Source organism: Flavobacterium cupriresistens (genome assembly GCF_020911925.1).
Taxonomy (GTDB): Bacteria; Bacteroidota; Bacteroidia; order Flavobacteriales; family Flavobacteriaceae; genus Flavobacterium; species Flavobacterium cupriresistens.
On record NZ_CP087134.1, the window covers coordinates 1,424,810 to 1,436,719 of the forward strand.

Annotated in this window: 11 protein-coding genes; 4 read left to right on the forward strand and 7 right to left on the reverse strand. The window is 35.7% G+C overall.

The genetic code is table 11. The features are described 5' to 3' along the window. Window positions 1-63 precede the first annotated feature (63 nt). Together LNP23_RS06465 and LNP23_RS06470 are read left to right on the forward strand one after the other, a co-directional pair. Entirely contained in the window at window positions 64-1,410 is a 1,347-nt protein-coding gene (locus LNP23_RS06465) for a sigma-54-dependent transcriptional regulator (protein ID WP_230004315.1), read from the forward strand. A 176-nt stretch (window positions 1,411-1,586) separates the two neighbouring features. Continuing rightward, entirely contained in the window at window positions 1,587-2,912 is a 1,326-nt protein-coding gene (locus LNP23_RS06470; RefSeq protein WP_230004316.1) for a sensor histidine kinase, read from the forward strand. Between the two features lie 134 nt (window positions 2,913-3,046). Here the strand turns inward: LNP23_RS06470 and LNP23_RS06475 are convergent, their stop codons facing one another. From LNP23_RS06475 to LNP23_RS06495, 5 genes are all read right to left on the reverse strand, one after another. Next, window positions 3,047-3,373: an MGMT family protein gene (locus LNP23_RS06475; protein ID WP_230004317.1), complete on the reverse strand. Its 327-nt coding sequence runs from the start codon at window positions 3,371-3,373 to the stop codon at window positions 3,047-3,049. Window positions 3,374-3,790: 417 nt separating this feature from the next. Next, window positions 3,791-4,426 carry a LysE family transporter gene (locus LNP23_RS06480; protein WP_047777688.1) on the reverse strand — a complete coding sequence of 212 codons (636 nt, stop codon included), beginning with the start codon at window positions 4,424-4,426 and terminating at the stop codon, window positions 3,791-3,793. A gap of 43 nt (window positions 4,427-4,469) precedes the next feature. After that, window positions 4,470-5,147, reverse strand: coding sequence for a tRNA (guanosine(46)-N7)-methyltransferase TrmB (trmB, locus tag LNP23_RS06485; RefSeq protein WP_230004318.1), 678 nt, complete (start codon window positions 5,145-5,147; stop codon window positions 4,470-4,472). A 594-nt stretch (window positions 5,148-5,741) separates the two neighbouring features. Then, window positions 5,742-7,124 carry an ammonium transporter gene (locus tag LNP23_RS06490; RefSeq protein WP_230004319.1) on the reverse strand — a complete coding sequence of 461 codons (1,383 nt, stop codon included), beginning with the start codon at window positions 7,122-7,124 and terminating at the stop codon, window positions 5,742-5,744. Window positions 7,125-7,387: 263 nt separating this feature from the next. Then, on the reverse strand, window positions 7,388-7,879 hold the full coding sequence (locus LNP23_RS06495) for a nuclear transport factor 2 family protein (protein ID WP_230004320.1): 492 nt from the start codon (window positions 7,877-7,879) through the stop codon (window positions 7,388-7,390). Between the two features lie 352 nt (window positions 7,880-8,231). On the opposite strand from LNP23_RS06495, the gene LNP23_RS06500 reads away from it, so the two are divergent. Then, window positions 8,232-8,921: a hypothetical protein gene (locus LNP23_RS06500; RefSeq protein ID WP_230004321.1), complete on the forward strand. Its 690-nt coding sequence runs from the start codon at window positions 8,232-8,234 to the stop codon at window positions 8,919-8,921. Window positions 8,922-9,294: 373 nt separating this feature from the next. Here LNP23_RS06500 and wrbA read toward each other — a convergent pair whose 3' ends face one another. Continuing rightward, a complete protein-coding gene (wrbA, locus tag LNP23_RS06505; RefSeq protein ID WP_230004322.1) occupies window positions 9,295-10,461 on the reverse strand; it encodes an NAD(P)H:quinone oxidoreductase in 1,167 nt (388 codons plus the stop codon). A 228-nt stretch (window positions 10,462-10,689) separates the two neighbouring features. Further along, window positions 10,690-11,004, reverse strand: a complete 315-nt coding sequence (locus tag LNP23_RS06510; RefSeq protein WP_047777697.1) for an HPF/RaiA family ribosome-associated protein — start codon at window positions 11,002-11,004, stop codon at window positions 10,690-10,692. A gap of 638 nt (window positions 11,005-11,642) precedes the next feature. Here LNP23_RS06510 and LNP23_RS06515 point away from each other — a divergent pair. After that, a complete protein-coding gene (locus LNP23_RS06515) occupies window positions 11,643-11,876 on the forward strand; it encodes a hypothetical protein (RefSeq protein WP_230004323.1) in 234 nt (77 codons plus the stop codon). Window positions 11,877-11,910 lie beyond the last annotated feature (34 nt).

An 11,910-nucleotide genomic window follows, 5' to 3' on the forward strand; every position in this document is an offset into this window, starting at 1 on the left:
TCAAAAAAAGGACTGTTCGAAAATGGACAGTTGACCGTTCGAAATCGAACAAAAATAAATACCATGCGAAAAAAATTAGCTCAAATATTAATCGTTGACGATCAGGAAGAAATTCTTTTTTCGGCGAAAATGATTCTTAAAAAACATTTTGAAACCATTTTTACGACAAACAGCCCCAAAAAAATCATTTCAATTTTAAGTGAAAATGAAATTAATGTGGTTTTATTGGACATGAATTACCGAATTGGTTTTGAAGACGGACGCGAAGGGATTCACTGGCTCAAAGAAATTAAAACACTTTCGCCACAAACCGTTGTTATTTTAATGACAGCCTTTGGTAAAATTGATACGGCTGTTGAAGGGATCAAAATTGGTGCTTTCGATTATGTTTTAAAACCCTGGCACAATGATAAATTACTCGAAATTATTGACAATGCAGTTGTTGAAAGCAGAAAAAATAATAAGAAAACGCCGAATGAAACAATAGAGAAAAGATACTTTGTGGGGACTTCGGTAAAAATAAAACAAGCATATTCTATTGCTGAAAAAGTAGCCAGAACAGATGCTAACGTTTTAATTCTGGGAGAAAATGGAACCGGAAAATATGTCTTCGCCGATTTTATTCATCAGAATTCAGAGCGAAAAAAGCAGCCTTTTGTACATGTTGATTTAGGATCTCTAAGCGATAGTTTGTTCGAAAGTGAACTTTTTGGATACGCCAAAGGAGCTTTTACCGATGCAAAGACTGACACCCCCGGAAGATTTGAAATGGCTTCGGAAGGCACTATTTTTTTGGACGAAATCGGGAATATTCCATTACATCTTCAGGCTAAATTATTACATGTTTTACAAACCAAAACCGTAACCCGTTTGGGTGAAAGTAAAGCGAGGCCTTTAAATGTGAGGATTATTGCAGCCACAAACAGTGATATTAAGGCCGAGGTAAAAAACAAAACCTTTAGAGAAGATTTATTGTATCGAATCAATACGATGGAAATTCATTTACCATCGCTCCGGGAACGAAAAGATGATATTGTTCCGATGGCTGATTTTATTTTAGATAAGATTGCTGAGAAGTACCAACAGGAGAATTGGCGTTTTGAAGACAATGTGGCACCATATTTAGAAAAATACCCATGGAAAGGAAACATCCGTGAAATGGAAAACAAGATTGAACGTGCTTTGATTTTAGCTGAAAACAATACCATTTCTGTAACTGATTTGGATATTCTTGACTTTGATGAGCCAGATGAAACTGACGACAATCCATTGTTTGAAATGGAAAAAAATGCAATCGAAAAAGCATTGTTTAAACACAACGGAAACATTAGCAAGACGGCTGAAGAATTGGGTTTGTCCAGAGCCGCTTTATACAGAAGAATTGAAAAATACGATTTAAAGAATTTGTAAACTGCGGTGAGAATAATTTTGCCACAGATTAGAGGATTAAAAGGATTAAAAATCTGTGGCGTAAAAAATAGCCACGAATTACACGAATTACACTAATTCGTTCGTGGCAAAAAAATAATTCGTGGCAAGAAAATCAATTCAATCCTTTTAATCTGTGGCATAAAAAAAATAAAATAATGAAAAACTGGAAGTTCTATAATGCTTTGTTTATAAGAGTTTTGTTGGTTATGACGCTCTTTTTTCTTTGCGTTTTTTTAATTTATAAGACGTTTTACTACAATGCAGTTTTAGTTGGTGCTTTTGTGGTCATAGTATTATTTGAGATGTATTTCTATATCAAAAATGAATCGTTGTTTTATGACAAAACATTGCTTTCGATCTTGCAAAATGATTTTTCGACCAATTTCCCGGAAGAGAATAAAAAGGGCAATTTCAAAAACCTGTACCTGTTGTACGATACTTTAAAAGTGCAGAAGCAGGAGCAGACCTCCAAAGAACTTGTTTATCGTTCGATTTTGAATAGTATAGACACAGCCACTTTGATTTTGGAAAAGGAGAATGAAGAATGGGATATTTTTTTGATGAACGATTGTTTCTCTAACCTCTTTAAAGTTCCAAAAGTCAGTCATTGGAAATACCTTAAAAATTATCTGCCGTCACTTTGTGATGAAATTGAAAAAGTAGAGTTTGCCGAGTTAAAAACAGCGATTTCGATTAAAATAGAATCACAAGACTTGCAGACTTTTATGCTGCAAACCTCCCATACCAAAACCTACAACAAAGAGTATTTTATTATTTTATTGGATAGTATTCAGCGTGTAATAGAGAAGAAAGAGAAGGAGGCGTGGATTAATTTAATGAAGATTATTTCGCACGAGTTAATGAATTCCTTGACGCCAATTCGTGCGCTTTCACAGAATTTACTCCACATTGTCGATCAGGAGGCACTCGAAGAAGAAGATTTTGATGATATCAAAAGCAGTATTTCGACGATCATAAACAGAAGTGATCATTTGCAGGTTTTTGTCGAAAATTATCGAAAACTGGCGATGTTGCCAACGCCAAATAAAGTAATGACCCCTATAAATGCGCTTTTTGAGGATTGTATGAGAATTATGACCCCCATTCTCAAGGCTGAAAATATCGAATTGATCAATGAAATTAATAGTTCACGTTCTATTCTGATTGATAAAAATCAAATGGAGCAAGTGATTATTAATCTAATTACCAACAGTGTTTATGCCTTGAAAGATAAAAGTGAAAAGAAAATGTTTTTGTCCAGTTACTCCGAGAACAATCGGTTTTTTATCATTATTTCAGATAACGGAAAAGGAATTGATCCAGCCATAAAAGACAAAGTTTTTCTGCCGTTTTTCACCACCAGAAAAGACGGCGCGGGAATTGGCTTAACGCTTTCTAAAAACATTATAGAAGCACATGGCGGTTATTTAAGTTATCAGACAGATGAAGATAAAACCAACTTTGTTATTTGTCTTATTTAAAAAAGGTTTAAACCATATAAGTGATGTAAGTTCATTTAAACTTTGCGAACTCTTTGCATAAAGTTTAAGGCAAAGCTTAGTTTTAGCGTAACGTTAATATGAACTTATATCACTTATATGGTGAAAAAAAAACACTATAATTCTATCTCAGGCTGCCAAAAATGCTTCTCAAAATCTATAATCTGATGGTTGACGACTTTAATCCCTTCGCTTTCGAGTAATTGCTGCATTAGATTGGTTCCGTCAAAATGATGTTTTCCGGTCAGAAGCCCTTTTCGGTTAACAACGCGATGTGCGGGAATATCATCCATATCATGACAGGCATTCATTGCCCAACCCACCATTCGTGCAGAACGAGCAGTTCCTAAAGCTTTTGCAATAGCGCCATACGAAGTTACTTTTCCGTAAGGAATCTGTCTGGCAATAGTATAAACTCTTTCGAAAAAATTCTCTTCAGCCATAAGTTGATTTTTTGTTGCAGATTAATTAAATGTGTTTTGATTATCATGATCTTTTTGCCACTAATTTCACCAATTGGCACGAATTATTTTTTTGCCACAGATTAAAAAGATTTCAATGATTTTAATGGGTGTGATTTTTTTTAATTCTATACAAATAAATTTACAGGACTGATAAATAAAAAGTTAGCTTAATTAAGTTTTGATTATTCTTATCTTTTCGCCGCGAATTAAACGAATTAATTAGTGTAATTAGTGCAATTCGTGTTAGCTTTTTTTGCACTACAGCTATTAATCATTCTTATTTTTTCGCCGCGAATTAAACGAATTAATTAGTGTAATTAGTGCAATTCGTGGCAACTTTTTTTTGCACTAGAGATCATTAATCATTTTAATCCTTTAATCTGTGGCCTGTATTTTTTAACTAAAATAGTAATTTAGAATATTAAAAAGCGTGGCAATAGAGATCAGTCCGGTGATACTCCCAATGATGGTATTCATGTTTCGCATCATATAATCTGTTTTCTTTTCGATTCTCCCGAAGAAAGCAATATAGCTGTATAAAGCCATAAAGGAACCCAAAACAGAACCTAAAACAAACGTAAAGATAATGTTGTTTTCGAAGGCAAAAAGGTGGTAAGAGGCCAAAGTGACGCTCACAACCACATAATAAGGAATCGGAAAGAAATTTAAACCCGAAAGAAGCATGCCTAAAAAGAAGCGGCTTCTTTTGCTGCTCTTTTTAATTTTTGATTTTTTGGCTTTAGGTTCTTTTGCTATAAACAGAAAATAAATCGTTAGTATAGAAAAAATACCAAAACCAACTTCACGTAATAAAGTCACAACATCCGGACGGTTATCAATTACGCGCGCAAACAAAACAGCCAGCGAAACCTGAAATAAAATAACCAGTACGGCCCCGACAGTAAACCATAAAGCATTCTTTTTTCCTTCTTTTAGATTTATTTTAGCGGCTGTCATGTTGATTAATCCGGGCGGAATAATTCCAATGAAAGCAGCTATGAAACCAGAAATTAAAGGAGTAAGTAATGCCATTCAGTTGATTGATGGGTTATAAAAAGTTGATTTTAAAATTAAATTAGTCTTTAATTTTAAAACGAATATACGTAATTGCCTTATTAATTTCTAAATATTGTTTTTCATAGAAAGTTTGAAAAGCAGTAACTTCTTCCGGACTTCCTTCGTTTTTGTATACATTGTGATTCGCATATAGAACCTCGTGTCCCTCACCGTGTAATAATCCAAGGGTATACCCGTGCATAAATTCACTGTCGGTTTTAAGGTTTACAACACCGTCTTTTTTAAGGATTTTTTTATACAATTGCAAAAACTCAGAGTTTGTCATTCTGTGTTTCGTTCTTTTGTATTTGATTTGCGGATCCGGAAAAGTAATCCAGATTTCATCTACTTCATTATCAGCAAAAATATGATTGATCAATTCGATTTGAGTTCTAACAAAAGCAACATTATGCAAACCGGTATCTACAGCAGTTTTAGCACCTCTCCAGAAACGAGCCCCTTTGATATCAATTCCGACAAAATTTTTGTTGGGATATTTTTCTGCTAATCCAACAGAATATTCACCCTTTCCGCATCCTAATTCTAAAACTAATGGATTGTCATTTTTAAAGAAATCAGAATTCCATTTTCCTCTTAGGGGCATTAAATTGCCTACAACTTCTTCTCTGGTTGGTTGAAAAACGTTTTGAAATGTTTCGTTTTCTCTGAATCTTTTTAGTTTATTTTTACTTCCCACTTTTACAAAAATTTTCAGCAAAATTAAGGAATATAAACGAATGAATTACCTGTAACGGTTTAAAAACGATTAGTAGGATTGATTTTTTTGCCACAGATTAGAAGATTAAAGTGATTTTCTTGTTTTAATAAAGTATTCGAAATGAAAAATCAGTTTAATCCCTTAATCTGTGGCCTGTTTTTAATCTGTTTTTAGTTTTTTCGCCACTAATTAATTCAAGTAGCTAGTTAATCCTATTTGACGAAAACACAAAAAGATTGATTTGCCTCCTGCTTCAGCTGGAGGTATATGATTGAGAGGTGAATAATTGGCTTTAGCCGAAAGAACCGTGGTATAATTCGGCTAAAGCCATTAAATCTTGAACTACTTAAAATCCTCCAGCTGAAGCAGGAGGCTATTAAAAATGATACTTTTGAAAATATTTTAATTTTTACTAGAAATTTACGTTGTTATAATTCAAAAATGAGGTATAGGCGGTCTAATTTCAAACATAAAACAACTCGCAACTTAAATTAATTACAAGAATTAATTTTATCGCATAAAGTTTAAGGGCAAAGAAATTAGTGAAAATCAGTGTGATTCGTGTTAGTTTTTTTAATGATATTCTACTTCCGCGACCGCTAATAATTTTGGATCGAGTGTTTCGTCATGTTGTGATAAGTCCAAACCAATATGTTCGTTTTCTTCAGAAACACGCAACGGAATAATGAAATTGGTTACTTTGAACAGGAAATACGCCCCGAAGAAAGTAAAGATCGAAACCAAAACCAATGCCATCATGTGATGCCCAAAGACATTCCAACCACCATGTAATAAACTGGCATTTTCGCCATGAGCAAAGATAGCAGTCAGAATCATTCCCATAATTCCGCCAACACCATGGCAGGCAAAAACATCAAGCGTATCATCAAATCTTCTGGAAAGACTACAATTAACTACAGAATTGGAGACCAAAGCCGTAATAAATCCAAAAAACATACTCTCAGGAACCGAAACATAACCCGCAGCGGGCGTTATAGAAACCAATCCGACAACCGCTCCGATACAAGCTCCCAAAGCCGAAACTTTCCTGCCGTTCATTCTGTCAAAGAAAACCCAGGTTAACATTGCCGCTGCCGATGCGGTAGTGGTGGTCGCAAATGCCATTGCGGCCGTTCCGTTGGCAGCAAGTGCAGAACCGGCGTTGAATCCGAACCAGCCAAACCACAACATACCCGTTCCTAATAATACGAAAGGAATATTAGTGGGGATGTGCAGACTGTTTTTTCTTTTTCCCAAAACCAAAACTCCGGCCAGTGCTGCAAAACCCGAACTCATGTGTACTACAGTTCCTCCGGCGAAATCTTTCACACCAAAATAACTTCCCAAAATACCGGTCGGATACCAAACCACGTGGCATAATGGGGCGTATATGAAAATAGTAAATAAGCTGATAAAAATTAAATACGAAATAAAACGAACGCGTTCTGCAAATGAACCCGTAATAATCGCCGGAGCAATTATGGCAAACTTCATTTGAAACAAAGCAAATAACATAAACGGAATCGTACTGGCCAGTTTTTTATGCGGAAGAACACCCACATAATCCATAAAAGCAAAAGTGGTCGGATTGCCAAAGAAACTGTAAAAATGGTCTCCTGAGCCAAAACCGACAGGATCACCAAAAGCCAGACTGAAACCTACTGTTACCCATAAAAGTGTTACAACACCCAAACAGATAAAACTCTGCAGCATAGTCGAAATAACGTTTTTCTTGCCAACCATTCCACCATAAAAGAAAGACAATCCCGGAGTCATAATCAAAACCAGACAACAGGATGTCAACATCCAGGCAACATCGGCAGTAACGATATGATCGGTGGTGCCAAATTCAGACAATACATAATTGTTTTCTGTAACAGTGGGCCAAAAGGCTCCTGTAATACAAACAATACTGATAATAATAAAGGAAATGATCCAGCGTTTTTCTATTTTCATTTTTCAAATACTTTGTGTGAACCCTATTTTTTTTAGGGTTAAAGTTATGAAAAAATAAATATTCAGGATTTAATGGCTTGAAAAACAGGGGTAATTGTCTAATTTTAGTTAATTTTTCAAAACAAGGCTCGTTTTTTTGATAGTATTCTATTTTGACTATCAAAAAAAGAGCCCTAATTGATAAATGTGTTACAAGTAAAGGAGAGATTACTTCTGTAACAGGTCCGAAAAGTTATAATTGTAATAAGAAAACGAAGAAATGTTTATTTTTTCTGAAGTTTTGCGATTAATACGTCTTCAATTGGAGCTTTTATTTTAATAGCAGCATCAACTTCGTCATTCGGAACAGTCATGGATAAAACATAATGTTGAATTTTCCATTCTTTCCCAACTTTTACCAAAACACCCGATCCGCGGCAAATTTTCATTTGGGTATTTAGTAATTCATCAAACCAAGCTGTTTTTCCGGATTTGTCAAAAAAGATATGACGTTCTAAGGTGGTGAAATTCCAAGTTGTTCCTTTGTCGAAGAAGGGTTTTGCCCATGTTTTAAAGTCTGGTTTTACCCAATTTTCGGTGGCGTCTGTACCAATAAAAATGGCATCTTCGGCCATTAAATCAAAATATGCATCAAATTTTACATCGGCAGCTGCTTTGTGCCAACTGTTTAGTATTTGATTGATTTTGTCTTTTTCGGCATTTTGGGCATTCGTAAAAGTGGTGATGAAGAGTAGGAGTAACAGTGCTTTTTTCATGAGTGAGATTATTTGGTTTTAGAGTTAAGAAATATAGTGAAAGTTTTTTTAAACCATATAAGTGATATAAGTTCATATAAACTTTGTGGCTCTGTGTTGAGGGTTAACCGCAAGGTGCGCAAAGAATTTTTATTGCTGTGTTTATTTAAACGCTAAGTCCGCAAAGCTTTGTAAAAAAAACTTTGCGCACCTTGCGTAGACCTTTGCGCACCTTGCGGTTAAATCAAGACAAAGATTTTACATACTATAATATGCACTTACATCGCTTATATGGTTTCAATTTTTTTAATAAAATACAAATTAGAAATCAATCAAAAACCAGTATATTTGATTACTTTAAAATACCACTGTTATGAACCCGAAAATCTTTATAAGTTCCCTGGTTATCTCTTCTCTAGTTTTAGTGTCTTGTAAAAAAGAACTGGAACCACAGGAGAATACTCCAACATCAGAATTGATAAAATTAGGATTGATGAAAGATACGACGAAAGTCAATCCGGTAGTTCAGGCACCCGTTGCCAATCAAAATACGGTTATGAATGCAACAGGAGGGATAAATCCGGCACACGGAAAACCCGGACATCGTTGCGATATTGCCGTTGGAGCACCTTTAAATTCAGCTCCGACACAAGCACAGCAAACGCAGCAAACAACTGCAGGGCAACCGGTACAAACCGTACAAGTAAAACCGAATCAACCCGTAGTTACAACGACAACAACGGCTGCTGCTCCTGTAAAAGTAGCAAAAGGAATGAATCCATCACACGGACAACCCGGACACAGATGCGATATTCCGGTCGGATCACCGTTGAACTCTCCGGTAGGTACTAAACCAGTGGCCACTTCGCAAGCAGGAACCCCTTCACAAAGCGGAACTTCTACACAGAAATTTACGGTAACACCACCAGCCGCAAACAATGCAGTTCCAGCCTTATTAAGTACTGAAACCGAAACAAAAGTAGCCGAAGGAATGAATCCCGCACACGGTCAACCCGGACATCGTTGTGATGTTGCTGTTGGTGCGCCTTTACCAAAATCGTAAAACATTATTTCATATAAATAGAAACCCGAATACAGAAGTTTGTATTCGGGTTTTTTATTTTGTCATAGGTTTTTAAACCTTCTTGCTTTTGGGTTCTCGCAGTCGCAAAATCGCAAAGTTCCCTCTCTCCCCCTCCAAATGTCAGGCTGAGCGAAGTCGAAGCCCCTTTTTAACTTAACGAGTCTTCGACTTCGCTCAGGGTGACAATAGTATAAAATAGAAATTTTATCAGGAAGAGGATTCGTATTTTTTAAAACTGGTTTTAACACAAAGGAGTTGTCAGTTTTTTAACCTTTGTTCCTCTGCACCTTTACGCCTCTACATCTCCAAAAGTTTGGAATTTGGAATTTAAAAATTTGGAATTTCCAGTCCTTTACTCGATTTCAAAAACCGCCTGAATCTCCACAGCCGAATTGATTGGTAAAGAAAAAGCACCAATTGTAGCTCTGGCATGTTTACCTTTCTCTCCAAAAACCAAAGCAGTAAGATTCGAAGCCGAATTCATGATAGCCGCATGTTGTGTATATTCCGGAGTAGTGTTAAAATAACCCGTTAGTTGTACACATTGTTTTACTTTGTTTAAATCACCACCACAAGCTTCTTTTAGCACCGCAATTACATTTAGCATCGTTTGATAAGTAGCTTCCTTGGCTTGTTCATCCGTAACGGTTGCGCCAATTTTACCGGGATTTAGAATTTTACCGTCTTTTAAGGCTACTTGATTGATGTAAACTTTATGATCTGAAATGGTAAACGGCACATAATTCCCAACCGGTTTTGGAGCCTCCGGAAGTGTGATGTTATTGTCTTTTAACGTTTTATTGATGTCAAAACCAACTTTAGATTCTACCGAAGTTGTTTTTAGAATTTTAGCGCTTTCGGTATTTTTCAATCCTGAAGCAGCTCTGGCCAAAGCTTTTCCTTGTTCCTTCGCCAGATTCAATTCACTTGGAGAAGGTCTTGTTCCGGTTGATCCTGCCAATGACGTAGCTCCGAAAGGCGTATTTCCTTGTGGAACGGTTTTGTCTAAAGTTGCAGTTCCCATAATTCCTGTTGGTACAATAATCATCCCGTGTGAGGCCAGAATATTCCAAAAAGATAAAATGGCGGCTTCTTTTCCTGCTCCCGATCCTGCGGACATAAATACGGTTGCCGGTTTTCCTTCTAATGCTCTTGATGTCCAAAGTGGGATACTCTGGCTGAAAAAAGAATTCATCTCTGCACTGATGTTAGCAAAATGAACGGGGCTTCCAAAAGCGATTCCATCATAATTGACTAATTCTTCTATCGTTGCAACAGGTAGTTTTTCTACATCAGCGTTTAATTTTTCTTTTGAATTTATCGAGGGAACTCTTTTAAGTATTGCTTTTGAGTTCGGATAATCCTGAATTCCTTCGGCGATTGCTTTTGCCATTTTATAGGTTCCTCCGTTTTGAGAATGAATCAGAACCAGTACCGTTGTTTCGGTTGTTTTTACTTGCGCATTTACACCAAAGCCAATAAAAATTGCTGTTAGTAATACGAGTAGTTGCTTTTTCATGGATGTATTTTTAAATGATTTGTTATTGAAAAACCTAAAACAGAAATCAATTCATGTAAGGTAAAAAAGACGCTCTTTAGGGGCTGCAAATTTACTTCATGCAATACCGAAAACCGTTATTATTATCTTAATTGATTGATAAATTTTGAGAGCAGGAAAAACAGCTGAAAACTAAAAAATGGCATTATCCCGTAAGACAATGCCATTTTTTAGTTGTTAGTATATGGATTAATACGCTTTCATTTTTTCGAAAGTAGTAGTAAGTGATTTTTTAATTTTAGCAGAGGCACCCTGAAAGGCTTTTTCGATACTCTCGGCATGTTCTGTAACGGTAACCGGTTGCAATTTTGCGGTACGAACTTCAATAACACATTTTTTGTCGTGCAGACTGAATTTCTCACCATTTTCGTCTCCGAAATGTACTTCTATGCGTGTAATTTTGTCTTCAAAACGAGCCAGTGTTTTTTCTAATTCACCAGAAAAATAAGCCTCTAATCTTTCGTGTCCCTCAATGTTTTTGTCGGTGTTAATTTGAATTTTCATATTACTTATTGTTTATATGTTTAATACTTGATTGGTTTAAATCTTGTTTCTCAAAGCTATTATTTTATCAATTAAAAAACAATTGAGTTAATAAAACATTAAGATTTTTTTTGAGATTTTACGCCTCGTTTGTCAATTCCAACGCAGGAGGAATCACATGCGAAGTTCCGCAGCCGTAATCAGACTAAATTGTAAGAAGCCCATGTAAGTAGCGTAATTTTTTTGGGTATATTAGCAATCTTAAATTTTAAGGATCTGAATTCGAAAAACTTCTACCTGTATAGTATGCTGGTGGTATTGGAAACAACTGCAACGCCAACTTAACAGCGTAGGACAGCTAAGCTATGCGGGTTTTATATTTTATGCTTTGTCTTCTTTGCTAATTTGATTTTCTATAGTCAGAAAGAGAAACGAGGAATCGTCATAGACAGTTATAAAATAGCGGAAGTCAGAAGTTAAGGAAATTACATATATTTTTCTTGTTTTCATATGTTTACAATCCTAAATGTAAAGATTATGATTCAGAAAAAAAAATTACTCGTGTGGTATGGTGGCGGTATTGGAAACAACTGTAACGCTCTTTACAGCGTAGGACATCTAAGCCATACGAGTTTTATTATTTCCTAAATGTAAAAATTATGAGTACAAACACCCTTTCGAAAGAAACAGAATTAAGATTAATTGATTTCTTTAATGAATCAATTGATCTTAAAAGTATGGCTAAAACAATTCGTCAAGTAAATTATCTGCTTACCTTAAATGTTATGCGAGAAAATGAATCCTTAGAGTCGGATCAAACAAATCTCGACGACAGTTTCTACTGGCTGAATAAATTAGCTGAGGTTCTGGATCCTTATCTGGATGTTGAATGATTCAATGTAAAAAAGCCACTGAGAAAGTGGCTTT

What these genes read in the sequence shown, in the direction of transcription:
- LNP23_RS06500 (WP_230004321.1), top strand. Translation starts at nt 8,232, where the DNA reads ATGAACCCGAAAATCTTTATAAGTTCCCTGGTTATCTCTTCTCTAGTT.
- LNP23_RS06475 (WP_230004317.1), bottom strand. Translation starts at nt 3,373, where the DNA reads ATGGCTGAAGAGAATTTTTTCGAAAGAGTTTATACTATTGCCAGACAG.
- LNP23_RS06490 (WP_230004319.1), bottom strand. Translation starts at nt 7,124, where the DNA reads ATGAAAATAGAAAAACGCTGGATCATTTCCTTTATTATTATCAGTATT.
- LNP23_RS06495 (WP_230004320.1), bottom strand. Translation starts at nt 7,879, where the DNA reads ATGAAAAAAGCACTGTTACTCCTACTCTTCATCACCACTTTTACGAAT.
- LNP23_RS06510 (WP_047777697.1), bottom strand. Translation starts at nt 11,004, where the DNA reads ATGAAAATTCAAATTAACACCGACAAAAACATTGAGGGACACGAAAGA.
- LNP23_RS06515 (WP_230004323.1), top strand. Translation starts at nt 11,643, where the DNA reads ATGAGTACAAACACCCTTTCGAAAGAAACAGAATTAAGATTAATTGAT.
- LNP23_RS06465 (WP_230004315.1), top strand. Translation starts at nt 64, where the DNA reads ATGCGAAAAAAATTAGCTCAAATATTAATCGTTGACGATCAGGAAGAA.
- LNP23_RS06470 (WP_230004316.1), top strand. Translation starts at nt 1,587, where the DNA reads ATGAAAAACTGGAAGTTCTATAATGCTTTGTTTATAAGAGTTTTGTTG.
- wrbA (WP_230004322.1), bottom strand. Translation starts at nt 10,461, where the DNA reads ATGAAAAAGCAACTACTCGTATTACTAACAGCAATTTTTATTGGCTTT.
- LNP23_RS06480 (WP_047777688.1), bottom strand. Translation starts at nt 4,426, where the DNA reads ATGGCATTACTTACTCCTTTAATTTCTGGTTTCATAGCTGCTTTCATT.